This window comes from Pseudoduganella sp. UC29_71 (assembly GCF_042693265.1).
In the GTDB taxonomy this organism is placed as follows: domain Bacteria; phylum Pseudomonadota; class Gammaproteobacteria; order Burkholderiales; family Burkholderiaceae_D; genus Rugamonas.
Genome location: NZ_CP170549.1, coordinates 5,746,218 through 5,771,550, shown reverse-complemented (window position 1 = coordinate 5,771,550; position 25,333 = coordinate 5,746,218). Strand labels below are relative to the sequence as shown.

Below are 25,333 nucleotides of genomic sequence, written 5' to 3'. Positions count from 1 at the left end.
GCTCCTCCCCTAGCGCAGCTTGTCGCGCATGGCGCTAAAGGCTTCGTAGTACTCCGCGTAGCCCTGCTCGCGGATGGCCATCTTCAGCGCGTCGCTGAGGATGGCTTCGAGCCGGAACTGGTTCAGGCGGCTGGCCGACCAGGCCAGGCCGAAGGGGTTGTAGGCCTTGCAGGTCCAGCGCGCGTCAATGGCCAGCAGCAGCGAGGCGATGCGCTCCATCAGGAACACCTTGCGCTGCACCGCGCCCGGGTAAGTGGTGGCGTCGGTCAGGCCGGCGCGCAGCGCGTCGTCGGCCGGGCCGCGCTCGCACAGCGCGAACAGCTGCTCGTTGAGGTCCAGCCAGGCACGCCAGAAGGCCGGCTTGGCGACGAAATAATTGCTGAAAATAATGTGGCGGCTATCCATCACCAGCGTGGCCAGGTCGGCCTGCAGGCCCACCCGCTGCACGAACTCCTGGCTGAGCGCCGAAAAGCCCGGCTGGAACAGCTCTTCCTGCTCGAAGATGTTGAGGAAGAAGGCGCCCATGTCCACTTGCGGGCTGAAGGCCACCACGTCGGCGCCTCCGGCGGCGTGCACGAAGGCGGTCACCTTGCCGGCGTCCAGGCCGGTCTTCTCCTGGAAGCGCGGCGAGAAGAAGCCGTAGTAGGCCTCCGGGTCCAGCGTTTCGCGCAGCAGGAAGGTGCGCATCGGCCAGTATTCGCGCCAGTCGTTGCGCAGGCCGCTCATATTGTCCAGCACGGAAAACCCGGGTGGTACCGAAGCCAGGGTTTCCGGGGAGTAGGCGATATGGTAGAGATGGACCGGGCTCATTGCGGCTTTCAAAAAGTCAGGCCAGCGCGACGGCTTTGACCACGTACTGGAACACCATGGCGTCTTCCACCGCCTGGTCGGCATCGGCGCCGCCGGCCTCGGCCATCTGGCGGATGGCGGCGATGGTCGCCTCGGCCGGCTGGTGGAAGCGGCGCACGGTCATTTCGGTGACCTGGTAGCCGCAGCTCTGGAACATGTGCAGGATGGACACGCGCGTGAACCAGCGGATATGCGTGCGGTCCAGCAGGCCGGAATCCTGGTACAGGAAGTTGCCCGAGTTGATGCAGCTCTGGATGGCCCAGTGCTGGATATTCGGGATGCAGGCGATGATCTCCAGCGGTCCTTCGGCGTTCAGGCGGATGCGCTTGAGCAGCTTCCACGGATCGTACAGGTGCTCCAGCGCGTCGGCGAAGACCCAGCAGTCGCCGCTGGCCAGGCCCTTGAACTGCTCGTCCGGGATATGCTCGACATTGCCCAGGATGACTTCGGTGCAATGCTGGCGCGAGGCGTCGGCGTATTCCTTGACGATCTCGATGCCCACGTACTCGCTGTCGGGCGAGCTCTGGCGGTAAGCGAGCGCCAGGGCGCCGCTGCTGGAGCCCACTTCCACCACGCGTTTCAGGTTGGGGCGCATCATGCGCAGCACGTCCACATTGTGGATGTTGTTCAGTGCTGTCTGTTTCATGTCTTCGATGGGCTGCACCGCTATCCTCTCAAATAAGGTTTCCAAATCGCGTACGAAGCGCGGGCTGTCGAACAGGGGGCAGCTCAGGCGGTTGTCCGCCAGGCGCTGCTTGAGCACGGCCAGGCGCGCCGGCTCGCGCGCCAGCGCCACGGCGGTGGCCTCATAGTCTTGCGGCGTATGGGTCACCAGCTCCGGCAGGCCGGCCGCCAGCAGCAGGCTGCCGGCCATGCGCGCCGAGAAGGTGCGGCCGGCGCAGGTCAGCAGCGGCAGTCCGGCCCACAGCGCGTCGCTGGCGGTGGTGCCGGCGTTGAACGGCGCGGTGTCGAGGAACAGGTCGGCCACCTGGTAGCGCGCCAGGTACTCGGCCGGGCCGACGCGGCCGGCGAAATACAGCCGGGCCGGATCGACGCCCTGCGCGGCGGCGCTGGCGGTCAGGTTGCCGCGCACCGACTCGTGGTCGGCTACCAGCCACAGCACGCTGCCCGGCACCTGCTGCAGGATGCGCATCCAGCTGGCGAACACGTCCTCGGTGATCTTGAAATTGTTGTTGAACGAGCAGAACACGAAGGCGTCTTCCGGCAAGCCGCAGGCGGCGCGCGACGGGCGCGGGCCGATGGCGCGCTGGCGGTCGTTGATCTGGAAGGTGTGCGGCAGGTACAACGGCTTCTCGGTGAAGTAGGGCGCCAGTTCCGGCGGCAGCACGAATTCGTCGGCCAGCACGTAGTCGATGCAGGGCAGCGCGGTCGGGCCGGGGAAGCCGAGATAGGTCAGCTGCACCGGCGCCGGGCGCCACGACAGGATGTCCGGCCGCGTGCCCAGCGTCAGGCCGTGCAAGTCCACCAGGATGTCGATCTCGTGCGAGCGGATGCAGCGCGCCGCTTCCTCGTCGCTCATGGCGCCGATGCGGATGTAGTGGTCCATGGCCTTGACCACGCGGGCGCGCAGCGGCGTGCCGTCCTCGTTACTCCAGGAAAAGGCGTACACCTCCACCTTGCTGCGGTCGTGCAGTTCGTACAGTTCGGCCGTGAGGATGGACACCGCGTGCGCCTGCAGGTCCGACGACAGGTAGCCGATGCGCAGGCGCTTGTGCGCGTAACCGTTGGCCGGGGCCAGCGGCGCGGTGGGCGGCATCACCTTCTCGGCCACGAAGCGGCGCGCGGCGGCCAGCTGCTGGGCCGGGTCGCCGCTGGCGCTGAGCATGGCCAGCGCCGAGGTGTTGTCTATCATGTCCTGCCGGCTCACACCGTCGAGCTCGGCATATACCGGCCATTTGCACTGCTTCTGGCGCAAGTGGATCCAGTGCGTCAGCACCTTGCCCTGGTGCGGATCGACCTTCAGGCTGCGCGCCAGCATGTCTTCCGCTTCCGGGAACTGCTTCTTGATTTCCAGCAGGCGGCCCATATTGTTCAAGGCCTGCAGGTAGAACGGGCGGTCGGCCTCGACAGCAGGACTGGCCAGCACGGTCACCTGGTTCCACAGCGACAGCGCTTCCACCACTTCGCCCTTGCGCTCCAGCAGGGTGCCGAGGTTCAGGTGGCCTTCCAGGAAAGTGGGCTTGAGCTCCAGCGCGCGGCGGTAGGCTGCTTCCGCGCCAGCCTCGTCTTTTTCATTGCTGAGCGTGACGGCCAGGTTGAACAGCACTGCGTAGGCCACCGGCGACTGCGTGTGCTCCAGCCATTGCCGGAACAGCACGATGGACTGGGCCGGCTGGCCGGCCTGCGTAAGCTGCTGGGTGATGGCGAACAGTTCAGCGATGGGCAGGGCGCCGCGGGCGGCCAGGCTGCGCGCCAGTTCGGTACTGAGCGCCAGGTCATTGCGGTGGAGGGCAACAGTGAAGGCTTGCAGTTGGGCTTGCTGGGTAGGCTCAGAAATAGTAGTCATTGGTCTCGTGCTTTATCGGTGCCGAGGCAGCCCGGAATGGCGCGGGTTGGCGGCTCTCCCAGGCAGGCTATTTTAGCCTAAAACAAATTGATTCCGGTTAAATTTGAGGGGCGTATGCCCTTGGCGCCACAAATCGGACACAGCCCGCGCCACAGGCGGCGAAGGCGCTGCAAACTACCCGGCCGGGATTTCTATATACTGACGCCAATCGCAAATTTTATGGCTACATCATGACTAAAGAAGCAGCATTTTCGGAAAACGACTGGCGCCGCCTGCTGGAGAGCCTGGGCGAAGACCCGGACCGTCCCGGCCTGCACGAAACCCCGCACCGGGTGTCCAAGGCGTGGAAGCACTGGACCTCCGGCTACGCCCAGGACCCGGTCGAGCTGCTCAAGGTGTTCGAGGACGGCGCCGAGCAATACAACGAGCTGATCGTGGTGCGCGGCATCCCGGTCTACAGCCACTGCGAACACCACCTGGCGCCGTTCTTCGGCAAGGCCACCATCGGCTACGTGCCCAACGGAAAAATCGTCGGCCTGTCCAAGCTGACCCGCCTGGTCGACTGCTTCGCCAAGCGCCTGCAGGTGCAGGAGCGCATGACGCAGCAGATCGCCAACGCGCTGATGGACGCGCTCGAGCCGAAAGCGGTGGGCGTGGTAGTGCGCTGCCGCCACCTGTGCATGGAAAGCCGCGGCATCCGCACGCCGGGCGAGGAAACCATCACCTCGTCCATGCTGGGCGAACTGCAGCCCAACCTGGCGCTGCGCACCGAATTCCTGGCCCTGGCCCGCGAGCCCTGAACATCATGGCAACGGCGATCGAATGGCAAAGCGGCGATCTGGGCGCCGCCTTCGGGCTGGCGGCCTCGGTGGGCCGTCCCCTGTTCCTGTACTCGGGGCGCCGGCTGGTGCCCGCCGTGCAACCGGGTCAAGGCCGACGTGTTCAGCCAGCCCGCGTTCGCGCAGCGCATGCGCAACCTGCTGCCGTTCTGGCTGGACGGCGACGCGCCGGGCGCGCAGGCGCTGGCCGCGCAGTACAAGCTGCGCAGCTACCCGACCCTGGTGCTGTACGGCGCCGACGGCCGTGAAATCACCCGTTTGCCGTGCGAGCTGGACGGCGAACTGTTCATCGACGCGCTGGACCTGGCCCTGAACGCCGGCCACACCGCCGCCGAATCGCTGCAAGCGGCACTGGGCAACACGCGTCCGCTGGCGGAAGACGAATGGGCCTTGCTCAGCCTGTATTCCTGGGACACCGACGAAGGCCAGCTGCTGCCGGCCGCCGAGCAGCCCGCCGTGCTGGCGAGGCTGGCCGACGCCTGCCCCGCCGGCGATGCCTGCGCGCGCCTGCACCTGCACGCGCAAGTGGCCGCCGCCGGCCGCATCGTCGGCGATGCGCCGGCCGGCAACGCCTCGGCCAGCGCCGCCCAGGCCGCCGCCGCCATTGCCGCGGCCGCCGACCGCCTGCTGCGCGTGTTCGGCGACACGCGCCTGGCGCGCGCCAATATGGACATCCTGGTCAACAGCGGCGTGAACCTGATCAAGTGGTCGGGCGCGCGCCAGGCCGAGCTGGTGCAGGCGCTGGACAAGGCCGCGCGCGAGTTCGCCGCCGACAGCTGGCTCCCGGTGCACGACCGCCTGAGCGCCGTGCGCCTGCAAATGCGCCTGGTGCGCCTGGGCGGCCCGAGCGCAGGCGTGGCCGAGCTGGTGCGCAGCACGGTGGCGTCCGCGCTGGCCGAAGTGCAGGACCCGTACGCCCGCCACACGCTGGTCAACACGGCCGTGAGCGCGCTGAACGACGCCGGCTTCGCCGGCGAGGCCGAAACGCTGCTGCAAGCCGAGCTGGCCGGTTCGCACTCGCCCTACTACTTCATGCTCAGCCTGGCGGCCGCCGCGCGCCGCCGCGGCGACATCCCCGCCACGCTGGGCTGGTACGAGCGCGCCTGGCGCGCCTCGGTGGGCAGCGCCACCCGCCTGCAATGGGGCGCGACCTACCTGGTCAGCGTGATCGACATGACGCCGCAGGACCAGCCGCGCATCGAAGCGGCGGCGCAAGAAATCGCGCGCGACATCAGCGCTGCCAGCGACGCCTACCAGCAGCGCAACCGCACCCAGCTGCAGCGCCTGGCCGGCAAGCTGGCCATGCTGACCGTACCCGGTCCGCAGGCCGGCGCCCTGCAGCGTCAGCTCACCGCCAACCTCTAAGGCTTGGCGAGAGCGGGGGCGGGAGCCGGTTCGCGCGCGGCGCGGAATTCCGCGCCCGGCTTCCACTGCGGCGTGGCCGCGTCCTGCGCGGCGCGCAGGCCGACCTGGAACAGCAGCTCGACATCCTGCACCGCGCCGCCCAGATCCCAGCCCGGCTGCACCACGTCCGTCACCTTGTGGTAGTCGTGCGCCGTGTAGGCGTCCAGCGTGGCGGCGGCGTAGCCGGGCGGCTTGCCGATGAAGTCGCGCCCGCCGTGCGTGTACACCGTCGGCACGCCGATCTTCGCGAATTCGAGCTGGTCGCTGCGGTAGAAGGCGCCCATCTCGGGATTGCCTTCCGGCCGCACCACGCGCCCCTGCGCTTTCGCCACCGCCGCCACCAGTTCGTCCGCCGTTGATTTGCCGTAGCCGGTAAGCTCCAGGTCGCGCGTCCTGCCCCACAGGTTCAGGCCGTCCACGTTGATGTTGAGCACGGTCCTGGCGGCCGGGTAGAGCGGGTGCTGCGCGTAGTATTGCGCGCCCAGCAGGCCGCGTTCCTCGCCGGTGGTGAGCAGGAACAGCACGCTGCGCCGGGGCGCCTGCGGCAGCGCCTTGAAGGCGCGCGCCAGTTCCAGCACCGCCGCCACGCCGGAGGCGTTGTCCTGCGCGCCGTGGAAAATCTGCCGGGTGCGCGGCCCGGGCAGCGATTCGTCGATGCCGAAGTGGTCCCAGTGCGCGCTGTAGATCACCACCTCGTCCTTGAGCTTGGGATCGGAACCGTCGATTTTCGCCACCACGTTATGCGACGGCATCTCGTTCCACGCGTTGGCCACGCTGGCCGTGACGGTGGCGCCCAGCGGCACCGGCTTGAAGTCGCGCGACAGCGCGGCCTTTTTCAGCGCGTCGAAGTCCTGGCCGGCGGCGCGGAACAGCTCCCTGGCGCGGTCCAGCTGCAGCCAGCCGGCCACGCTTGGCGCGCCGGGGGCGTCGCCCTTGACGTGCTTCAGGCCGTAGCTGCCGCGTCCCCAGCTGTTGCGCACCACGTCGTAGGGATAGCCGGCCTGCCGGGTTTCGTGCACGATCAGCGCGCCGGCCGCACCAAGGCGGGCGGCGGTCTCGTACTTGTAGCTCCAGCGGCCGTAGTAGCTGGTGACGGCGCCGGAGAACTGCGCCGGGTCCAGCCGCGACGGGCGCTTCGGGTCCGGCAGCGGCGGGTCGTTGATCAGCATGACCAGCGTCTTGCCGCGCAAGTCCATGCCCTTGTAGTCGTCCCATTTGTACTCCGGCGCCTGCACGCCGTAGCCGACGAACACCAGTTCCGAATTGGCCAGCGTCACCTTGCGCTCGGTGCGCGGGCTCCAGGCCACGTAGTCGGCCGGGAAGTTCAGCGGCACCGGCTTGCCGGCCGCGATGTAGCTCAGCGCGGGCGTGGGCTGCACGTACACCAGCGGCACTTTTTGCAGGTAGCTGCCGTCCGGGTTGCCGGGGGCCAGGCCCAGCTTTTTCAGCTCGTCCTGCAGGTAGGCGAGCGTGACCGTTTCGCCGCGCGTGGCGGGTGCGCGGCCTTCGAACTCGTCCGAAGAGAGCGCCTTGATGTGGCGCAGCAGGTGGGCGGCGTCTATCCTATGCTCGGCCGCAGGGGCTGCGGCGGGCACGGCGGCGGTGGCCGCCCCGGTCGACAGCGCGAAGGCCAGGCTGAACATTTTTTTCATTGGAACAGTTGCGGAAAACTTAATTCCAGCATTGTGTCATATCCTGCCCAGTTGCATCACATCCGACAGCCAGTCCACGAATACGCGCACGCGGGGCGACAAATGCCGGTTGTGCGAGTAGACGATGGACACCGGCATCGGCGCCGGCCGCCACGCCGGCAGCACTTCCTCCAGTTCGCCGGACGCCAGCAGTTCGTCCAGCCCGGCGCGCGGCATCTGGATCAGGCCCAGGCCGGCGCGGCAAGCGCCCAGGTAGGCTTCCGAGCTGCTCACCGAAACGCGGCTGCGCATCGTCACGGTTTGCTGCCGGCCGTCGGCGCCGGTGTATTCCCACGGCAGGTCGCGCCCGGTGTAGCTGGAAAAATAATTCACGGCCAAGTGGCGGCCCAGGTCGGCCGGCGTCTGCGGCCTGCCGTGGACGGCCAGGTAGGCCGGCGAGGCCAGGTTGAGCTGCGCCATCTGCCCCAGCGGCTTGGCGATCAGGCTGGAGTCGCGCAGCACGCCGCCGCGCACCGCGCAATCGATGCCTTCGCCCACCAGGTCGGCCAGGCGGTCGTTCGAGGCCAGCCGCACGTCGATGTCCGGATACTGCGCCAGGAAGGCGGGCAGGGCGGGAATCACGGTGCAGTGCGCCACCCGTTCCGGCAAGTCCACGCGCACGGTGCCGCCGGGCTTGCGGCCGTCAGCCAGGAACAGGCCGTTGATGTCTTCCAGCTCGTTCAGCAGCGCGCGGCAGCGGTCCAGGTAGATCGCGCCTTCCACCGTCAGGCTGACCTTGCGCGTGGTCCGCTGCAGCAGGCGCACGCCAAGCTGCTGCTCGATGGCCTGCACTGCATTGGTGACCGTGGGGCGCGGCAGGCCCAGCTGCTCGGCAGCTTGCGTGAAGCTTTTGCTGTCGGCCACGGCCTTGAAGATCTGCATGGCGCGGAACTGGTCCATTGTTATTTTTTGCCGAATAAAGATGTAGGAAATACGGTATTTATTAGTGAATACGAGAATAGCACAATGGCTGCACCTCAACCCACTGGAGTACACCATGCAGCAACGCAAGCTTGGCAGCACCGGCCCCCTCAGCGCGCAAATCGGCCTCGGCCTGATGGGCATGTCCGACCTGTACGGCCCGGCCGACCGCGGCGAAAGCCTCGCCACCATCCACGCCGCGCTGGACGCCGGCGTCACCCTGCTCGACACCGGCGACTTCTACGGCATGGGCCACAACGAACTGCTGCTGCGCGACGCGCTGGCCGGCCGCAGCCGCGACCAGGTGCTGGTGAGCGTGAAGTTCGGCGCCCAGCGCGCGCCGGACGGCCAGTGGCTCGGCATCGACAACAGCCCGGCCGCCGTGAAGACCTCCGCCGCCTATTCGCTGCAGCGCCTGGGCACCGGCCATATCGACATCTATCGCCCAGCGCGCCTGGACCACAAGGTGCCCATCGAAGACACCGTGGGCGCCATCGCCGACCTGGTGCGGGCCGGCTACGTGAAGCATATCGGCCTGTCCGAAGTCGGCCCGGACACGCTGCGCCGCGCGCACGCCGTGCACCCGATCGCCGACCTGCAGATCGAATACTCGATGATTTCGCGCGGCATAGAGAACGGCATCCTGCAAACCTGCCGCGAGCTGGGCATCGGCGTCACGGCCTACGGCGTGCTGTCGCGCGGCCTGATCAGCGGCCACTGGAGCGCGCAGCGCGCCGGCGAGCAGGACTTCCGCGGCCTGGCCAGCCCGCGCTTCCAGGGCGACAACCTGCACCGCAACCTGGCGCTGGTGGAGCGCCTGCGCGGCGTCGCGGCAGCGCTGCATGCCTCGGTGGCCCAGGTGGCCATCGCCTGGGTGCTGGCGCAGGGCGCGGACATCGTGCCGCTGGTGGGCGCGCGCAGCCGCCAGCGCCTGCAGGAAGCGCTGGGCGCCAACGCGCTCACGCTCAGCCCGGCGGACCTCGCCACGCTGGCTTCGGCCGTGCCGCCGGAAGCGGTGGCGGGCAGGCGCTACGGCGACTACGCCTACGCGCATCTGGACAGCGAAACGGCGTAAAACGCGGACGCATCTGAAAAACGGATGATTTAGAACCGATAATTGCGCTTTTTTATCGTCAAATTAAATCATAAGATGACTCCATCGAAACGCACTTCACCTCTCTAGGAGAACATCATGAATGCCAAACAAGTCATCGCTTCCGTTTCCCTGCTCTTCGCTGCCGGCACCGCTTTCGCCGAACCGTCGGACCTGAACTTCCCCAGCCTGAGCGCGCAGAAAACCGCCGTCTCCCGCGAAGCGGTGAAAGCGGAAGTCATCCGCGCCCGCAACGCCGGCGAACTGGAACTGACCGAAGTGACCTACCCGCCGCTGGTGAATGCGCCTTCCACGCTGACCCGTGAAGAAGTGAAGGCGCAAGTGATTGCCGCGCGTGCAAATGGCGAGCTGGACCTGAACGAAACTAACTACCCATCGTTCTTCGACGGCCGCGTGCAGCAGCGTTCCCCCGCCACCCTGACGGCCTCGGCAAAACGCAGCGCCGTTGCCAATTAAACAGCGGGGTTTGATTTGCGCAACACCCCGGCCCGCGAGGCCGGGGTCGCGCTTGTTTTAAGTGGTTTTCCTCACTCCATTCGGAGTATTCTTAATCTATAAGAATATTTTCATGGAGACAGCAGTGAGCAACCTTTCCTTCCGGCAGAAGCTGTGGATACCCCTGATCTGCAGCCTGTTCTGCATCACGGCCATCTTCCTGTACGACGCCATCCAGCTGCGCAACACCCGCATCGAGGAGCGCATGGCCGACCTGGCCAATCTCGACGACCTCGGCATCAGCGTACTCAAAATGTACGGCGACAAAGCCCAGTCCGGCGCAATGAGCAAGGAAGACGCGCAGAAACAAGCCATGGCCGTCATCAAGAGCATGCGTTATGGCAAAGACGGCTACCTGTCCATCACGAGCAATGCCGGCGTCACCATCATGCACCCCATCAAGCCCGAGAACGACGGCAAGAACATGATGGATTTCAAGGACCCCAAGGGCACCTATCTGTACCGCGACATCGTGGCCACGGCCAACAGCCCCTCCGGCACCGGCTTCGTGAAATACTGGTGGCCGCGCCCTGGCGCCAAGGAGGCTTCGCCCAAGCTGAGCCATGTGATCGTCTACAAGCCGTGGGAGTGGAACCTGATCACCGGCGTTTACATGGACGACATCGACGACGCCTTCCAGGCCAGCCTGCTGAAGTCCGGCGGCGTGCTGGTGCTGGTGTGCGCCGTGCTGGCCGGCATCGTCAGCTACATCAACCGCAGCCTGCGCCACACCATAGGAGGCGAGCCGGAGTACGCGGCCGAAGTGGCGGCGCGCATCGCCGGCGGCGACCTGAGCGGCGCCGTGCACACCAGCCCGAACGACAGCAGCAGCGTGCTGCACGGCATGAAGGCGATGCAGGCCAGCCTGGCTGCCACCATCGGCGAGATCCGCCGCAGCGCGGACACCATCGCCACCGCCTCGTCCGAAATCGCCAGCGGCAATATGGACCTGTCGGCGCGCACCGAATCGCAGGCCAGCTCGCTGGAGGAAACCGCCGCCTCGATGGAGCAGCTCACCACCACGGTCAGCCACAACGCGGACAACGCGGCCGAAGCGAACAAGCTGGCCAAGGCTGCCTCGCAGGTGGCGCAGCAGGGCGGCACCGTGGTGTCGCAGGTGGTGCAGACCATGGACACCATCAACAACTCGGCCACCCGCATCGTGGACATCATCAGCGTCATCGACGGCATCGCCTTCCAGACCAACATCCTGGCGCTGAACGCGGCGGTGGAAGCGGCGCGCGCGGGCGAGCAGGGGCGCGGCTTCGCGGTGGTGGCGTCCGAGGTGCGCAACCTGGCGCAGCGCTCGGCGTCGGCGGCCAAGGAGATCAAGGAATTGATCAACGATTCGGTGGGCAGCATCGAGGCCGGCAGTGCGCTGGTGGCCAAGGCCGGCGCCACCATGGACGAAGTGGTGGGCAGCGTGGCCAAGGTGACGCACATCATGGGCGCCATCACGGCCGCCACCGGCGAGCAGAGCACCGGCATCGGGCATGTGAACCAGGCCATCACGGAGATGGATTCGGTGACGCAGCAGAATGCCGCACTGGTGGAGCAGGCGGCGGCAGCGGCGGGCGCCATGCAGGAGCAGGCGGCCAACCTGGCGGCGCTGGTGTGCCGGTTCCGCTTGCATGCGCATGAAACGGGTGTGCCGGCGGCGGCGGGTTACGCGCTGACGCGCTAACCCGCCCTACGTGCCGGTGCCGTTGCTGTTGGCGGTGCCGTTCCGCCGGCTTCCGCGAACTGCTCCGCCACGAAGTCCACGAACGCTTTCACTTTGGCGGCGCGCTGGTGCTTCTGCTGGTACAGCACGGAGACATCCGGCCCCGCCGCCTGCCAGTCCTGCAGCAGCGGCACCAGCGCGCCGCTGCGCAGCGGCGCGCGCAGCGACACCGACATGTGCTGCACGATGCCGGCGCCTTCCTGCGCCGCCGCGATCAGCGCCTCCACGTGGTCCATCGCCACCTTGCCCTGCGGCGTGAAGCTGAACGCCTCGCCCTCTTGCTGGAAGCGCCACGCGCGCACCTGGCGCGACTTCGGATACAGGAAATTCAGGCACGGAAAATCGCCCAGCTGCTCCGGCGTTTGCGGCGTGCCGTGGCGCGCGACGAAGGCCGGCGATGCGCAGGTAACATACTGCGTATGGCATAGCGTGCGCGCCACCAGCTGCGAATCGGGCAGCTCGCCGATGCGCAGCAGCACGTCCACTCCTTCCTCCACCATGTCTATCATGCTGTCGCCCGCAGTCATCTTCAGGGTGATGTCCGGGTAGCGTTCCATGAAGCGGGGCAGCGCGGGCGCCACGTACAGCCGCGCCAGGATGCCCGGCATGTCCACCCGCAGCACGCCGCGCGGCTGCTGGGCCGATTCCTGCAGGCTGTCTTCCAGCTCGCTCATGTCGCCCAGCAGCCGCAGCGCGTAGGCGTGGCACTGGCGGCCCTCGCCGGTGAGCGACATGCTGCGCGTGGTGCGGTTCAGCAGCTTCACGCCGAAGTGCGCTTCCAGCGCGGCGATCTGGTTGGTGACGGAGGAGGTGGAGATGCCCAGCTTGTCCGCTGCGCGGCTGAAGCCCCCCGTTTCCACCACCTTGCAAAACACCTTCATCGCATCCAGCCGGTCCATGTCCGCTCCCCTTTTCGTAGTGCAGTGGCCGCCTGGAGCCGGTGCGCGGTGGTGGATGTGATTTAGTTGGCCGGGGCCGGCGTGACCGCCGGCGCGACCGCCGGTTCGAACACCAGCTTGTCGTCCACCACCTTGAACTCGCCCACCTTGGTGCCGGTGGCCGGCCCCTTCTCGCTGACCAGCGCGCAGTTCTGGGTCTCCACCTGCCACACCTGGTCGCCCGACCGCAAGCTCCAGAAATTGTCGGGCGACGCGAACACCTCCACGTCCACCTCGTCCGCGATCATCTCGCCCAGCGGAATCTGGCGCTGGCAGTCCGGCATGCGGGTGGCCACGAGGATGATGCGCGCGTTGTCGTTCCAGAAGTAATCCTGCTGGCGGCGCAGCGACAGCGTGTGGTTGTTGGTGCTGTCCACGTAGTAGGTGGCGCTGTCTCTGGCGCAGCCGGCCAGCAGCAGTGGGAGCATGGCGAACAGGATCTTGCGCATGGCGTGTCTTTCTGTTGGTATGAAAACTATTATAGCGGTGCCCATGCGCGCCCGCACTGTTGGCAGCAAATCAATATAAATGCATGATGATCGGCTACACTTGTGTATTCCTGTGCAACCGAAACAGACCGATCATGACTGGAACATCCGCGCAAGACGATATCAGTTTCCGCCGCATCCTCACGCGCAACATCACCATGCCGCTGGTGGCCGGCATCATCAACGTGGGCGTGTTCGCCGGCGTGCTGGTTTACCTGCTCAGTGTACTGAACTGGGTGGAGCACACCGAGCGCGTGATCGGCCACGCCAACGAGATCGGCAAGCTGATGGTGGACCAGGAGTCGGGCATGCGCGGCTTCGCGCTCACCGGCGACGAGACCTTCCTCGCCTCCTACAAGCTGGCCAAGCCCAAGATGGACACGGCGCTGTCCACGCTGCTGGAGATGGTGTCCTATAACCCGGTGCAGGCCAACCGCGTGCGCAACATCGCTGCCCAACAGAAGCAATGGGACGTGTTCGCGCAGAACGTGATCGACTTGCGCCGCAAGGGCGGCGACTACCTGGAGCCGATCCGCACCGGGCGCGGCAAACTGGAATTCGACGAGGTGCGCAGCCTGTTCCAGGCTTTCGTCACTGCCGAGCAGCGCCTGCTGGCCGAGCGCCGCGAGGACGCCAAGTCGGTTACGCGCTTCGCCATTACCGCCTTCGTGCTGGCCAGCCTGATCGTGAGCGGCCTGCTGGCCATGTTCGGCCGGCGCGACATGAGCAAGCTGTCCGAAACCTATGGCAGGGCCTTGAAGGAGCAGACCGAGCATAGCGAGCGCCTGCAGGCACAGGCCTGGCTGCGCACCGGCCAGACCCAGCTCGCCGAGAAGGGCATCGGGCAGATGGCGCTGCCGCAGCTGTCGTCGGCGCTGCTGCAGTTCCTGTCGCACTACATGGGCGCCACCGCTGCCGCGCTGTACGTGCGCGAGCAGGACGGCGCCCTGCGCCGCATGGCGACCTTCGGCTACACCCACGAGGACGAGCAATACGGCGCGGTGCTGGCGCCGGGCCAGGGCTTGCCATGGCAGGCGGCCGAGCACCGCCGCCTGATCCAGCTCGACAACGTGCCGGACGACTATCTGAAGATCAGCACCGGCCTGGGTGCCGCACCGCCGCGCCACCTGCTGCTGGCGCCTGTCGACAGCGACGGCGCCGTCAACGGCGTGGTGGAGCTGGCCTTCCTGCAGCCGGTGACGGAGCGCCAGCTGGACTTCATCAAACTGGTCAGCGGCAATATTGGCACCGCCATCGAGGCGACGCTGGCGCGCCAGCGCATCGCCGAAGTGCTGGCCGAAACCCAGCAGCTGAACGAGGAACTGCAAGTGCAGCAGGAGGAACTGCGCACCGCCAACGAGGAACTGGAAGAGCAGTCGCGCGTGCTGGAGGAATCGCAGGCCAGCCTGGAGAACCAGAAAGCGGAGCTGGAGCAGACCAACGAGCAGCTGTCCGAGCAGGCGCTGGTGCTGGACCAGAAGAACGAGGCGCTGGGCGAGGCCCAGCAGCAGCTGGAGGAACGCGCGCTGGACCTGGAGCGGGCCAGCCAGTACAAGTCCCAGTTCCTGGCCAATATGTCGCACGAGCTGCGCACGCCGCTCAACAGCTCGCTGATCCTGGCCAAGCTGCTGTCGGAGAACACGCCCGGCAATCTGAACGAGGAGCAGGTGCGCTTCGCGCAGACCATCTACTCGGCCGGCAACGACCTGCTCAACCTGATCAACGATATTCTGGACATTTCCAAGGTGGAGGCGGGCAAGCTGGAACTGGCGCCGGAGGATCTGAGCGTGGCCCAGGTGGTGCGCGGCATGAGCCATGTGTTCGAACCGCTGGCGCAGCAGAAGCACCTGCACTTTACGGTGGAGCTGGCGCCCGGCCTGCCGGACACGGTCTATACCGATCGCCAGCGCCTGGAACAGATCCTGAAAAACCTGCTGTCGAACGCCATCAAGTTCACCGAGGCCGGGCAGATCGCGCTGCGCGTGTCGGCCGACGCGGCGGGGCAGCTCCTGTTCGCCGTCAGCGATTCCGGCATCGGTGTGCGCCCCGACCAGCACGAAACGATCTTCGGCGCCTTCCAGCAGGCCGACGGCACCACCAGCCGCCGCTACGGCGGCACCGGGCTGGGACTGTCGATCTCGCGCGACCTGGCGCGCCTGCTGGGCGGCACCATAGAGCTGAGCAGCCAGCTGGGCAAGGGCAGCACCTTCATCCTCAAGCTGCCTGCGCAATGGTCCGCGCCCGCCGCCAACGCCGCCAACGCCGTCCATGCCGCCCCCGCTGGCGCCGCGCTCACGCCGAGCGTGGCGCGGCCATCGCAAGGCTTGGCCCCGGCCGTTGCCGGCGCTGCTGCCGGCACGGCGCCGGCATCCGCAGCGCGTGCGCCCGCCGACGACGCGGCACAGCCCGCGCCCCGTCCCTTCGACGATGACCGCAGCCTGGCGCCGCCACCCGACCGCGTGGTGCTGGTGGTGGAAGACGAGCCGGCCTTCGCCCGCATCCTGTACGACCTGGCGCACGAGATGGGCTACCGCTGCGTGGTGGCCTTTGCCGCCGACGAAGGCTTGCAGCTGGCCGAGCAATACCGCCCCGACGCCATCCTGCTCGACATCCGCCTGCCCGACCGTTCCGGCCTGTCCGTGCTGCAGCTGCTGAAGGACAACCCGAACACCCGCCACATCCCGGTACACGTGGTGTCCGCCTCAGAGAGCGCCGAGGCCGCGCTGCACATGGGCGCCATCGGCTTTGCGCTGAAGCCCGCCTCGCGCGAGCAGCTGGAAGAGGTGTTCCGCAAGCTGGAAGACAAGTTCACGCAGAAGATCAAGCGCCTGCTGCTGGTGGAAGACGACGCCCGCCAGCGCGACAGCGTGGTGGCGCTGATCTCGGACGAGGACATCGACATCACCGCCGTCGAATCCGGCGAAGAAGCGCTGGCGCTGCTGCGCACCACCATCTTCGACTGCATGATCATCGACCTGAAGCTGCCTGACATGCAGGGCAACGAGCTGCTGCAGCGCATGGCGCAGGAAGACATCGCCTCCTTCCCGCCGGTCATCGTGTACACCGGCCGCAACCTCACGCGCGCCGAGGAAGCGGACCTGCACAAGTATTCGCGCTCCATCATCATCAAGGGCGCGCGCTCGCCCGAGCGCCTGCTGGACGAAGTGACGCTGTTCCTGCACAAGGTGGAATCGCAGCTCTCCAGCGAGCGCCAGACCATGCTCAAGACGGTGCGCAGCCGCGACCGCGTGTTCGAAGGCCGCCGCATCCTGCTGGTGGACGACGACGTGCGCAACATCTTCGCCCTCACCAGCGCGCTGGAACAGAAAGGCGCCACGGTGGAGATCGGCCGCAACGGCCAGGAAGCGATCGACAAGCTGAACGCCGTGCCGGACATCGACCTGGTGCTGATGGATGTGATGATGCCGGTGATGGACGGCCTGGAAGCCACGCGCCGCATCCGCGCCGACGGCCGCTACGGCCGCCTGCCCATCATCGCCATCACGGCCAAGGCCATGAAGGACGACCAGGAGCAGTGCCTGGCCGCCGGCGCCAACGACTACCTGGCCAAGCCGATCGACCTGTCCCGCCTGTATTCGCTGCTGCGGGTGTGGATGCAGCCATGAGCCAGCAGCACGACCCGCAGCCGCGCAGCAGCATGGACATCGAGCTGACCATGCTGATGGAGTCCATCTACCAGAAATACAGCTACGACTTCCGCGACTACACCGGCGCTTCGCAAAAGCGCCGCGTGCTGCACGCCATGGGCGAAATGAAGTGCGACACCATCTCCGTGCTGCAGTCGCGCGTGCTGCACGACCCGGCCGCCTTCACGCAGCTGCTGCAATACCTCACCATCCCCGTCACGGAAATGTTCCGCGACCCGAGCTACTACGCCGCGCTGCGCGAGCATGTCATGCCGGTGCTGTCCACTTATCCTTCGCTGAAGATCTGGGTGGCCGGCTGCAGCACCGGCGAGGAAGTGTATTCGTTGGCCATCCTGCTGAAGGAAGAAGGCCTGCTTGAGCGCTCCATCATCTACGCCACCGACATCAACCCGCAATCCCTGGAGCGGGCCAAGAAAGGCGTGTTCCCGCTCGACAGCATGCGCGACTACACCGCCAGCTACCAGGCCGCCGGCGGCAAGCGCGCCTTCTCGGACTACTACACTGCCGCCTACAACGCCGCCCTGTTCGACCGCTCGCTGATGGAGAACGTCACCTTCGCCGACCACAGCCTGGCCACCGACAGCGTGTTCGCCGAAACGCATTTCATCAGCTGCCGCAACGTGATGATCTACTTCAAGAAGAAGCTGCAGGAGCGCGCCTTCGGCCTGTTCCACGAGTCGCTGTGCCATCGTGGCTTCCTGGGCCTGGGCAGCAAGGAGAGCATCGACTTTTCCGCCTACGGCCCGCGCTTCGAAGCGGTGGTCAAGCGCGAGCGCCTGTTCAGGAAACTGTCATGAGTACGCCGTTATGAGTACGCCGTTCACCCCGCTGCTGCAAGGCCGCACCTTCGAGGCCGTGGTGATAGGCGCTTCGGCCGGCGGCGTGTCCGCCTTGCTGGAGCTGCTGCCCGGCCTGCCGGCCGGCGCGCCGCTGCCCATCGTGGTGGTGGTGCACATGATGCAGGGCCGCCACAGCCAGCTGGCCGAAGTATTCGCCCAGCGCATGGCGATGGCGGTGGAGGAAGCGCAGGACAAGCAGCCCGTGGCGGCGGGCACGGTCTACTTTGCGCCGTCCGGTTATCACTTGTCGGTAGAATCGGAGCGCTGTTTTTCGCTGAGCTGCGAGCCGCCGCATAATTTTTCGCGGCCCGCGATCGATTTCATCATGGCCTCCGCAGCGGACGTGTACGGTGCCGCGCTGGTCGGCATCCTGCTCACCGGCGCCAATAACGACGGCGCGGCCGGCCTGGCTGCGATAGGCGAGGCCGGCGGCCTGACCGTGGTGCAGGACCCGGTCGAGGCGCAAGTGGACGTGATGCCGCGCGCGGCCATCCGTGCGCGCGCGCCGGACCTGGTGCTGCCCTTGCGGGACATCCGCAGCCTGCTGGCGCTGCTGGAAACGCCATGAACATGGAGACGAGGATGTTGGAAAGGACCAAGCTGCTGATCGTGGACGACCTGCCGGAGAACCTGCGGGCGCTGCACGCACTGCTGCACAACGAAGAACGCGCCGTGTACCAGGCCACGTCCGGCGAAGAAGCGCTGGCGCTGCTGCTGGAGCACGACTTTGCGCTGGCCATCCTGGACGTGCAGATGCCGGGCATGGACGGCTTCGAACTGGCCGAGCTGATGCGCGGCACGGAAAAGACGCGCCACATCCCCATCGTCTTCGTCAGCGCGGCCGGCAAGGAGCTGAACTACGCCTTCAAGGGTTACGAAGCGGGCGCCGTGGACTTCCTCTACAAGCCGCTGGACGGCGACATGGTGAAGAGCAAGGTGAACGTGTTCGTGGCGCTGCACCGGCAGCGGCAGGAAACGCAGCGCCAGGTGGAGGCGCTGGAGAAGGCGCGCGCGCAGCAGGAAGCCACGCTGCAGGAGCTGCACGCGGCGCAGGAAGAATTGCAGCGCGCCTTGCGCACGCGCGACGAATTCATGTCCATGGTGGCGCACGAGCTGCGCACCCCGCTCAACACGCTGTTCCTGGAAACCCAGCTGCGCAAGCTGCAGATCGAGCGCGGCCTGCAGGATGCCTTCAATCCCGACGTGTGGAAGAAGATGGTGGCGCGCGACGACCGCCAGATCCAGAGCATGATACGGCTGATCGACGACATGCTGGACGTGTCGCGCATGCGCAGCGGCAAGCTGTCGATACGGCCCGCAGCCACCGAGCTGTCAGGGCTGCTGCAAAGGATAGTGGCCGATCTGTCGCGGCAGGCGCGCGAAACCGGCTGCGAAATCAGCCTGGTCGCGGAGCAGGAAGTGAGCGGCTGCTGGGATGAGTTCCGCATCGAGCAGGTGATCGTCAACCTGCTGACCAATGCGCTGCGCTATGGCTGCGGCAAGCCGGTGGAAGTGAAGCTGGAGGCCGACCGGAAGGAAGCGCGGATATCGGTGCGCGACGGCGGCGCGGGGATATCGGAAGAAGCGCAGGCGCGCATCTTCGAGCCTTTCGAGCGCGGGCTGGACACCGGCGTGAGCGCCGGCCTCGGCCTCGGCCTCTACATCTCGCGCCAGCTCGCCGAAGCCCACCAGGGCAAGCTCACCGTGACCAGCGCCCCCGGCGACGGCTCCGTCTTTACGCTGACGCTGCCGCGCTGAGCCGGCACGGCGGGTTACGCCGTTCGTGCGAAACCGTAGGGCGGGTTAGGCGGCACGCCGTAACCCGCCATTGCGCGCCGCCTCAGAATTCCTCCCAATCGCTTTCCGCTGGCTTGCTCGGCGCCAGGCGCTGCGCCGGCTTCGCCGCCGGCCGTGCAACCACCGCGCGCGCCGGGGCCGCCGCCTTGACCGGCGCCGGCGCGGCACGGCGCGGCGTCGCTGCAGGAGCCGCCACCGCATGCGCCCCCGTCTTGAAGAACCCCACCACGGTCGCCAGGTTCCCCGCCTGCTCCTGCATGCTCTGCGACGCAGCCGCCGCCTGCTCCACCAGCGCCGCGTTCTGCTGCGTCACCTCGTCCATCTGCGTAATGGCCGCGTTGATCTGCTCGATGCCCAGCGTCTGCTCCTGGCTGGCCGACGTGATCTCGCCCATGATGTCCGTCACGCGCTGGATGCTGGTGACGATATCGCCCATGGTCTGCCCGGCGTCGTTCACCAGCCGCGAACCGGTATCCACATTCGCCACCGACGCGTTGATCAGCTCCTTGATCTCCTTGGCCGCAGCCGCCGAGCGCTGCGCCAGGTTGCGCACCTCCGAAGCCACCACGGCAAACCCGCGCCCCTGCTCGCCCGCGCGCGCCGCCTCCACCGCCGCATTCAGCGCCAGGATATTGGTCTGGAACGCAATGCCGTCGATGACGGCAATAATGTCCACGATCTTGCGCGACGAATCATTGATCGTGCCCATGGTGTCCACCACCTGCGCCACGATGTCGCCGCCCTTCACCGCCACCTCCGAAGCCGACTTGGCCAGCGTGTTCGCCTGGCGCGCATTGTCCGCGTTCTGCTTCACGGTGGAAGTCAGCTCCTCCATCGAGGAAGCGGTTTCCTCCAGCGAGCTGGCCTGCTGCTCGGTGCGCGACGACAGGTCCAGGTTGCCCGCCGCGATTTCGCTGGACGCGGTGCTGATCGCATCGGTGCCGGCGCGTACCCGGCTTACCACGTTGAGCAGGCTGTCGTTCATGGCCTTGAGCGCGTTCAGCAGGCGCCCGGTCTCGTCGCCGCCGCCGGCATCGATGCGCGCCGACAGGTCGCCCGAGGCCACCGTCTCGGCCACGTCCACCGCCTTGTTCAGCGGACCGGTAATCGAGCGCGTGATGAACAGGGCCACGCCCACGCCGATGGCGATGGCGGCAACGCCCAGCACCAGCAGCAGGATCCTGGAGCTGCTGTAGACCTGCTCCACGTCGGTGGCCGCATCGCTGGCCAGCTTGCTCTCGTAGGCCACAAACGCGTCCAGCGCCTTCAGCACCGCCTGCAGGGAAGGGCCGGTTTCCTTGATCAGGAAGGAGGTCGCGTCCTGGATCTCGCCTTCCTTGCGCAGCTTGACCAGTTCATTGTTCTTGGCGGCGCCGGCTTTCAGGGCCTCGTCAACCGCCGCCATCAGCTGCTTTTCCTTGTCGTCGGACAGCAGCTTCATCAGGGTTTCCTTGGCGGCGCCGTACTTCTTGCGCGCGTCGGCGATCTTGTCCAGTTCCGCGTTCATCTCCGGCGTGCCCGGCACCACGATCATGGTGGTCAGCGCCAGGGTGATGTTGCGCACGTTGTCCACCATGGTGTTGGCGGCGGCCATCTTCACATTTTTGTCGGCCACGATGTCCTGCGTGCGGCTGCCGATGCGCGACAGGGAGCTCAGGCCCAGTATCAGCATCGCCGTCAGCAAGGCGAGCACGATGGCAAATCCCACGCCCAGCCGGGCGCCTATCTTCAAATTTGAAAGCGACATGTTGTCCCCGATTTCATGTAGTTATGCTGGTCTCCCATTGTTCCTTAAAAAAGCGCTGCGGCGGCGCAAAATTTTGCGCCGCCGCACCGGGAAACTACATGTTGTCGCAGGGTAACAACGCGTAATACTACCTATTTGAAATGGACGAGATTTAACGTAGGCAGGGGGCCGCCGGGGAACTGCGCCAGGCGCCCGCCGCCGTCCAGCGAGCCCAGGTCGATGCTGGAGAAGCCCAGGCGCTCGATCAGGCGCGCCACCTCGGCCTTGGCGGCGGCGTCGTCGCCGGCCGTGAACAGCACGCGGCGCCCGCCCTCGGCCTGCGGGTCGCCGGCCAGCAGGGCCGCTTGCAGGTGGTTGAAGGCCTTCACCACGCGCGCGCCGGGCAGCATGCCGGCCACCACCGCGCTGGAGGCTTTGCCGCCCAGGTCATAGGGCTTGAAGGCGGGCGCTTCGATCGGGTTGTTGGCGTCCACCACGATGCGGCCGTTCCACGGACCCAGCCCGCGCACGGCGGCCGGGATCTTGGACCAGTTCACGGCCAGAAACACCAGGTCCGCCTGCGCGGCTTCCTGCGCGCTGACGGCGGTGATGTGCGGCCCCAGCTCGTTCACCAGCGCAGCCAGCGATTGCGGGCCGCGGCTGTTGGCGATGGAGGCAGCGATCCCTGCGCGGGACAGGCTGCGGGCGATGGCGGTGCCGATGGCGCCGGCGCCGATAATGGCGATTTTCATGATGGATCTCCTGGTAGTGTTGAAGGTTTATGCCGTAAAGCCGCCGTCCACCATGATTTCGGCGCCGGTGACGAAGGATGCTTCCGCGCTGGCGAGGTAGGCCACGGTTGCCGCCACGTCCTCGCCCTTGCCGTAGCGCTGCACGGCGATGCCCGGCTTGACGAAATCGGCCACGGGGCCGTCGGCCGGATTCATGTCGCTGTCGGTCGGGCCGGGATGCACCGTGTTGACGGTGATGCCGCGCGGCCCCAGGTCGCGCGCCAGGCCGCGTGCAAAGCCGGTCACCGCGCCCTTGGTCAGCGTGTAGGCGGACGCGGTGGGGAAGGCCGCGTACTGCACCATGGAGCTGCCGATATGGACGATGCGGCCGCCGGCGCCCATGTGGCGCAGCGCTTCCTGCGTGGCCACGAACACGCCCGTCACGTTCACCGCCAGGATGCGCTCGAAGTCCGCGAAGGCGATGGCTTCCGGCGCGCCCAGCACGCTGATGCCGGCGTTGTTGACCAGGATGTCGATCTTGCCGAACTGCGCCGCCACCTTGGCCACGCCGGCGCGCACCGCCTCCGGGTTGCCGGCGTCGGCCTGGATGGCGATGGCGCGGCCGCCTGCGGCCTCGATGGCGGCCACCACTTGCTGCGCCTTGTCCGGCGAAGCGTTGTAGGTGATGGCGACGGTGGCGCCGTCCGCCGCCAGGCGCCTGGCGATGGCCGCGCCGATGGAGCGCGATGCGCCGGTGACGATGGCGACTTTGCCCTGCAGTGTTTGCGATGCGTTCATGATGCTGTTCCTTTTGGTGAGGTGGGTTGGTGAAGCCAGTATGGCCGCGCCATTCCCCTATCGGTAGTCGGGACTGGCTATAATCAGTTTCAAGCAAACGTTGAAACTGAATTCTCGAAAACCGCATGGACCCTCATGGAAACCCTCTCCAACCTTGAATCCTTCGTGCGCAGCGCCGAATCGGCCAGCTTCTCGGCGGCGGCTCGGCGCCTGGCGCTGACGCCGGCGGCGGTCAGCCGCAACGTGGCCCAGCTGGAGCGCAACCTCGGCGTGCGCCTGTTCCAGCGCAGCACGCGCGGCCTCAAGCTCACCGAGGCGGGCGAACGCTTCCTTGCCTCCGTCGGCACGGGGCTGGACAGCATCCAGGGCGCCATCGCCGAAGTGACGGCCAAGGCCGGCCAGCCGGCCGGTGTGCTGAAACTGAGCGCGGCGCCCGGTTTCGGGCGCGACTTCCTGATACCGCTGATGCCCGCCTTCGTGCAGCGCTACCCGGCCGTGATGCCGGACTGGCACCTGGACAACCGCCAGGTGGACCTGATTGCGGACGGCTTCGACGCCGCCGTCGGCGGCGGCATCGACCTCACGCCGGGCGTGGTGGCGCGCGAGCTGGCGCGCATCCACGTGGTCGCCGTGGCCACGCCCGAATACATGCGCGGCAGGCGCTGGCCGCAGCGCCCCGCCGACCTGGCGGACTGCGACGGCGTGGTGATGCGCTCCACGACCACCGGCCGCGTGCGCCAGCGCGTGATGCGCAACGCGGCAGGGCAGGAGGAGCTGGCCGAGCAGCGGCCCCGCATCACCATGACCGATCCGGACGCGGTGTGCCAGGCTGTGAAAATGGGCATGGGCGTGGCACTGCTGGCCGTGCCCAGTGTGCTGAAAGAGCTGGAAAGCGGCGAGCTGGTCCGCCTGCTGCCGGACTGGCACACGGACGCCGGCCCGATCTCGCTATACTTCGCCAGCCAGAAACTGCTGCCCGCGAAAACCCGCGCCTTCATCGATTTCGTCACGGCCCACTTCCGCGAACAACGATTGGCCGAGCGCTTCCTCTCCTCCGCCCCCCAGTCGTAGAATAGTAGGGCGGGTTAGCGCGCCAGCGCGTAACCCGCCACAACGCGGCAAACAGGAGGGACACAGCGTGCGGCGTGACCTTGAAAAACGCGAATGGCTATGGCGGCGCAACTGCTCGCTGACGCCGCGCCAGACCGTACTGGCGTGGGCCGGCCTGTGCGTCCTGTCGCTGGCCGTAGCCACCGTCTTCCTGCTGCACGGCGTATGGCAAGTGCTGTGCTTCACCGGCGTGGAACTGGCCGCCGTCACAGCAGCCTTCCTGTGCTACGCCCGCCATGCATCCGACTACGAACACGTGGTGCTCACCAGCGGCTCCCTGCTGGTGGTGCGCGTCTCCGCCGGCAAAACCCTGCAGACCCAGCTCCAGCCCTGCCGCACGCGCATCGCCATGCCCGAGCGCGGCGGCGACCTGGTAACGCTGGAGTCACAAGGAACGACGCTGCAGGTAGGCCGCTACGCGCTGGCCCCGCAGCGCCTGGCTTTCGCCGCCGAGCTCCGCATGGAGCTGCTGGCCGGGCGTTTCTGAATCAGAAGCGGTAATCAAGCAGTTCTTTCGACTCGGCAAGGTGGCGCTCAAGAGACCGGACGCGGCATAGACTGGAATCTCTCCATGAAAGGAACGCAGCCATGACTCATACACTTGCGGCAGTATTCGACAACCAGCAGAGCGCCGAGCAGGCACGGCAGGCCGTGCTTGCGGGCGGCTTCCGCGAACACGAAGTACAGCTCAGCGGAGCGGACACCGGCAGCCACTCGATCGGCAGCAGCATCAAGCACTTCTTCGCCAAGCTGTTCGGCGACGATGACGACAAATCGGACACCTACGCCGAAGCCGTCAACCGCGGCCACCCGGTGCTGACCGTGCAGGCCGACAGCCTGCCGGAACTGGAACGCGCCGCCGACATCATCGAAGCCTACGGCCCGGTGGATATCGACGAGCGCAGGAACGAATGGACCTCGGCCGGCTGGAGCGGCGGCCGCAGCGCAGCCAGCGCCGCTGGTGCCGCCGCAGCCGGTGCTGCCGCAGCCGGCAGCCAGTACCTCGGCGCGCAGCAAAGCGCCACGCCGGGCGCGTCCAGCATGGGCGCACCGGACCTTGGCGGCCGCTCGGACCTGAGCGGTTCGTCCGAACTGGGCGCAACGGCAGCGGTGGGCGGCGCAAATGACCTGGGCGCCACGCCCACCATTGGCGGCATGTCCGGCATCGGCGCCACGGCCAGCATGGGCAGCACGTCCAGCATGAGCGCAACGGGCACGGCCGGCGGCTCCGAGCAGCGCGCCGACCTCGGGGACGCGCCCTTCCAGGGCACGCCGGGCGGAACCGCCGCCAGCATCCAGCGCGGCACCACGCGCATCTACCAGCGCACGGTGGCCACCCAGCTGGGCACGGCCGGCCTGGACGACGACTACTACCGCAGCCACTGGACCAGCAACTACGCCGGCCTGGGCGGCAGCTACGACGAGTTCGAGCCGGCCTACCGCTACGGCGAAAGCATGGCGGACGCCGATTCCTTCCGCGGCCGCTCCTGGGACGACGCCGAACCGGGCCTGCGCAGCAGCTGGGAAAGCCAGTATCCCAACTCCGCCTGGGACAAGTTCAAGGCCGCCGTGCGCCATGGCTGGGAGAGGCTGACGTCATGACAAGCTGATACAAATCTCCGCTCAGCAAGGAGGGAAAAGGGGGTGTAAGATAGGCACGCTTGAAATCCCGTCA

At 67.0% G+C, this 25,333-nt stretch carries 21 protein-coding genes; 12 read left to right on the top strand and 9 right to left on the bottom strand.

Annotated elements, in window-relative coordinates; genetic code table 11:
• Positions 1-9: 9 nt before the first annotated feature.
• Both ACFJI2_RS25705 and ACFJI2_RS25700 read right to left on the bottom strand, forming a co-directional pair.
• Entirely contained in the window at positions 10-810 is an 801-nt protein-coding gene (locus ACFJI2_RS25705; RefSeq protein WP_377702458.1) for a hypothetical protein, read from the bottom strand.
• Between the two features lie 16 nt (positions 811-826).
• Positions 827-3,376 carry a tetratricopeptide repeat protein gene (locus tag ACFJI2_RS25700; RefSeq protein ID WP_377702457.1) on the bottom strand — a complete coding sequence of 850 codons (2,550 nt, stop codon included), beginning with the start codon at positions 3,374-3,376 and terminating at the stop codon, positions 827-829.
• A gap of 230 nt (positions 3,377-3,606) precedes the next feature.
• On the opposite strand from ACFJI2_RS25700, the gene folE reads away from it, so the two are divergent.
• Both folE and ACFJI2_RS25690 read left to right on the top strand, forming a co-directional pair.
• Positions 3,607-4,176: a GTP cyclohydrolase I FolE gene (gene folE / locus ACFJI2_RS25695; protein WP_056392666.1), complete on the top strand. Its 570-nt coding sequence runs from the start codon at positions 3,607-3,609 to the stop codon at positions 4,174-4,176.
• Positions 4,177-4,314: 138 nt separating this feature from the next.
• Positions 4,315-5,580 (top strand): thiol reductase thioredoxin, encoded by a 1,266-nt coding sequence (locus ACFJI2_RS25690; protein WP_377702456.1) that lies wholly within the window; start codon positions 4,315-4,317, stop codon positions 5,578-5,580.
• Here the strand turns inward: ACFJI2_RS25690 and ACFJI2_RS25685 are convergent.
• Positions 5,577-7,271, bottom strand: a complete 1,695-nt coding sequence (locus ACFJI2_RS25685) for a M20/M25/M40 family metallo-hydrolase (RefSeq protein WP_377702455.1) — start codon at positions 7,269-7,271, stop codon at positions 5,577-5,579. The two genes, ACFJI2_RS25690 and ACFJI2_RS25685, sit on opposite strands and share 4 nt — an antisense overlap.
• A gap of 36 nt (positions 7,272-7,307) precedes the next feature.
• A complete protein-coding gene (locus ACFJI2_RS25680) occupies positions 7,308-8,210 on the bottom strand; it encodes a LysR family transcriptional regulator (RefSeq protein WP_377702454.1) in 903 nt (300 codons plus the stop codon).
• 97 nt (positions 8,211-8,307) lie between these two features.
• Between ACFJI2_RS25680 and ACFJI2_RS25675 the strand changes: the two genes are divergently transcribed.
• The 3 genes from ACFJI2_RS25675 (at position 8,308) to ACFJI2_RS25665 (ending at position 11,524) form a co-directional block, all read left to right on the top strand.
• A complete protein-coding gene (locus ACFJI2_RS25675; protein WP_377702453.1) occupies positions 8,308-9,306 on the top strand; it encodes an aldo/keto reductase in 999 nt (332 codons plus the stop codon).
• Between the two features lie 117 nt (positions 9,307-9,423).
• On the top strand, positions 9,424-9,801 hold the full coding sequence (locus ACFJI2_RS25670; protein ID WP_377702452.1) for a DUF4148 domain-containing protein: 378 nt from the start codon (positions 9,424-9,426) through the stop codon (positions 9,799-9,801).
• Positions 9,802-9,925: 124 nt separating this feature from the next.
• A complete protein-coding gene (locus ACFJI2_RS25665; RefSeq protein WP_377702451.1) occupies positions 9,926-11,524 on the top strand; it encodes a methyl-accepting chemotaxis protein in 1,599 nt (532 codons plus the stop codon).
• Here ACFJI2_RS25665 and ACFJI2_RS25660 read toward each other — a convergent pair.
• Together ACFJI2_RS25660 and ACFJI2_RS25655 are read right to left on the bottom strand one after the other, a co-directional pair.
• Positions 11,521-12,462 carry a LysR family transcriptional regulator gene (locus tag ACFJI2_RS25660; protein WP_377702450.1) on the bottom strand — a complete coding sequence of 314 codons (942 nt, stop codon included), beginning with the start codon at positions 12,460-12,462 and terminating at the stop codon, positions 11,521-11,523. The genes ACFJI2_RS25665 and ACFJI2_RS25660 overlap by 4 nt on opposite strands.
• A 62-nt stretch (positions 12,463-12,524) precedes the next feature.
• Positions 12,525-12,950 carry a hypothetical protein gene (locus tag ACFJI2_RS25655; RefSeq protein WP_377702449.1) on the bottom strand — a complete coding sequence of 142 codons (426 nt, stop codon included), beginning with the start codon at positions 12,948-12,950 and terminating at the stop codon, positions 12,525-12,527.
• Positions 12,951-13,084: 134 nt separating this feature from the next.
• Here ACFJI2_RS25655 and ACFJI2_RS25650 point away from each other — a divergent pair, with 134 nt between their 5' ends.
• From ACFJI2_RS25650 to ACFJI2_RS25635, 4 genes are read left to right on the top strand one after another with little or no spacing between them, the layout of a single operon-like run.
• Positions 13,085-16,615 carry a response regulator gene (locus ACFJI2_RS25650; protein WP_377702448.1) on the top strand — a complete coding sequence of 1,177 codons (3,531 nt, stop codon included), beginning with the start codon at positions 13,085-13,087 and terminating at the stop codon, positions 16,613-16,615.
• The gene (locus ACFJI2_RS25645; protein WP_377702447.1) at positions 16,612-17,454 is read left to right on the top strand and encodes a CheR family methyltransferase; all 843 of its coding nucleotides are present in this window, start codon (positions 16,612-16,614) and stop codon (positions 17,452-17,454) included. The genes ACFJI2_RS25650 and ACFJI2_RS25645 overlap by 4 nt, the downstream gene beginning before the upstream one ends.
• A 10-nt stretch (positions 17,455-17,464) precedes the next feature.
• Positions 17,465-18,064 (top strand): chemotaxis protein CheB, encoded by a 600-nt coding sequence (locus tag ACFJI2_RS25640; protein WP_377702446.1) that lies wholly within the window; start codon positions 17,465-17,467, stop codon positions 18,062-18,064.
• Between the two features lie 14 nt (positions 18,065-18,078).
• Positions 18,079-19,254: an ATP-binding protein gene (locus ACFJI2_RS25635; RefSeq protein WP_377702445.1), complete on the top strand. Its 1,176-nt coding sequence runs from the start codon at positions 18,079-18,081 to the stop codon at positions 19,252-19,254.
• An 82-nt stretch (positions 19,255-19,336) separates the two neighbouring features.
• On the opposite strand, the gene ACFJI2_RS25630 is transcribed toward ACFJI2_RS25635, so the two are convergent.
• The 3 genes from ACFJI2_RS25630 to ACFJI2_RS25620 form a co-directional block, all read right to left on the bottom strand.
• The gene (locus ACFJI2_RS25630) at positions 19,337-21,040 is read right to left on the bottom strand and encodes a methyl-accepting chemotaxis protein (protein WP_377702444.1); all 1,704 of its coding nucleotides are present in this window, start codon (positions 21,038-21,040) and stop codon (positions 19,337-19,339) included.
• A gap of 131 nt (positions 21,041-21,171) precedes the next feature.
• Complete coding sequence (locus ACFJI2_RS25625; RefSeq protein ID WP_377702443.1) at positions 21,172-21,771, bottom strand: NADPH-dependent F420 reductase; 600 nt, start codon at positions 21,769-21,771, stop codon at positions 21,172-21,174.
• A 27-nt stretch (positions 21,772-21,798) separates the two neighbouring features.
• On the bottom strand, positions 21,799-22,548 hold the full coding sequence (locus ACFJI2_RS25620) for a 3-oxoacyl-ACP reductase family protein (protein ID WP_377702442.1): 750 nt from the start codon (positions 22,546-22,548) through the stop codon (positions 21,799-21,801).
• A 135-nt stretch (positions 22,549-22,683) separates the two neighbouring features.
• On the opposite strand from ACFJI2_RS25620, the gene ACFJI2_RS25615 reads away from it, so the two are divergent.
• The 3 genes from ACFJI2_RS25615 (at position 22,684) to ACFJI2_RS25605 (ending at position 25,260) form a co-directional block, all read left to right on the top strand.
• Positions 22,684-23,619, top strand: coding sequence for a LysR family transcriptional regulator (locus ACFJI2_RS25615; protein WP_377702441.1), 936 nt, complete (start codon positions 22,684-22,686; stop codon positions 23,617-23,619).
• Positions 23,620-23,686: 67 nt separating this feature from the next.
• The gene (locus ACFJI2_RS25610) at positions 23,687-24,145 is read left to right on the top strand and encodes a DUF2244 domain-containing protein (protein ID WP_377702440.1); all 459 of its coding nucleotides are present in this window, start codon (positions 23,687-23,689) and stop codon (positions 24,143-24,145) included.
• Between the two features lie 101 nt (positions 24,146-24,246).
• Positions 24,247-25,260: a hypothetical protein gene (locus tag ACFJI2_RS25605; protein WP_377702439.1), complete on the top strand. Its 1,014-nt coding sequence runs from the start codon at positions 24,247-24,249 to the stop codon at positions 25,258-25,260.
• Positions 25,261-25,333 lie beyond the last annotated feature (73 nt).

Bases quoted from the DNA above. Each gene is read 5' to 3' on its own strand.
- ACFJI2_RS25635 (WP_377702445.1), top strand. From the start codon at position 18,079: ATGTTGGAAAGGACCAAGCTGCTGATCGTGGACGACCTGCCGGAGAAC.
- ACFJI2_RS25680 (WP_377702454.1), bottom strand. From the start codon at position 8,210: ATGGACCAGTTCCGCGCCATGCAGATCTTCAAGGCCGTGGCCGACAGC.
- folE (WP_056392666.1), top strand. From the start codon at position 3,607: ATGACTAAAGAAGCAGCATTTTCGGAAAACGACTGGCGCCGCCTGCTG.
- ACFJI2_RS25650 (WP_377702448.1), top strand. From the start codon at position 13,085: ATGACTGGAACATCCGCGCAAGACGATATCAGTTTCCGCCGCATCCTC.
- ACFJI2_RS25615 (WP_377702441.1), top strand. From the start codon at position 22,684: ATGGAAACCCTCTCCAACCTTGAATCCTTCGTGCGCAGCGCCGAATCG.
- ACFJI2_RS25630 (WP_377702444.1), bottom strand. From the start codon at position 21,040: ATGTCGCTTTCAAATTTGAAGATAGGCGCCCGGCTGGGCGTGGGATTT.
- ACFJI2_RS25670 (WP_377702452.1), top strand. From the start codon at position 9,424: ATGAATGCCAAACAAGTCATCGCTTCCGTTTCCCTGCTCTTCGCTGCC.
- ACFJI2_RS25605 (WP_377702439.1), top strand. From the start codon at position 24,247: ATGACTCATACACTTGCGGCAGTATTCGACAACCAGCAGAGCGCCGAG.
- ACFJI2_RS25685 (WP_377702455.1), bottom strand. From the start codon at position 7,271: ATGAAAAAAATGTTCAGCCTGGCCTTCGCGCTGTCGACCGGGGCGGCC.
- ACFJI2_RS25620 (WP_377702442.1), bottom strand. From the start codon at position 22,548: ATGAACGCATCGCAAACACTGCAGGGCAAAGTCGCCATCGTCACCGGC.
- ACFJI2_RS25660 (WP_377702450.1), bottom strand. From the start codon at position 12,462: ATGGACCGGCTGGATGCGATGAAGGTGTTTTGCAAGGTGGTGGAAACG.
- ACFJI2_RS25675 (WP_377702453.1), top strand. From the start codon at position 8,308: ATGCAGCAACGCAAGCTTGGCAGCACCGGCCCCCTCAGCGCGCAAATC.
- ACFJI2_RS25640 (WP_377702446.1), top strand. From the start codon at position 17,465: ATGAGTACGCCGTTCACCCCGCTGCTGCAAGGCCGCACCTTCGAGGCC.
- ACFJI2_RS25655 (WP_377702449.1), bottom strand. From the start codon at position 12,950: ATGCGCAAGATCCTGTTCGCCATGCTCCCACTGCTGCTGGCCGGCTGC.
- ACFJI2_RS25705 (WP_377702458.1), bottom strand. From the start codon at position 810: ATGAGCCCGGTCCATCTCTACCATATCGCCTACTCCCCGGAAACCCTG.
- ACFJI2_RS25625 (WP_377702443.1), bottom strand. From the start codon at position 21,771: ATGAAAATCGCCATTATCGGCGCCGGCGCCATCGGCACCGCCATCGCC.
- ACFJI2_RS25645 (WP_377702447.1), top strand. From the start codon at position 16,612: ATGAGCCAGCAGCACGACCCGCAGCCGCGCAGCAGCATGGACATCGAG.
- ACFJI2_RS25700 (WP_377702457.1), bottom strand. From the start codon at position 3,376: ATGACTACTATTTCTGAGCCTACCCAGCAAGCCCAACTGCAAGCCTTC.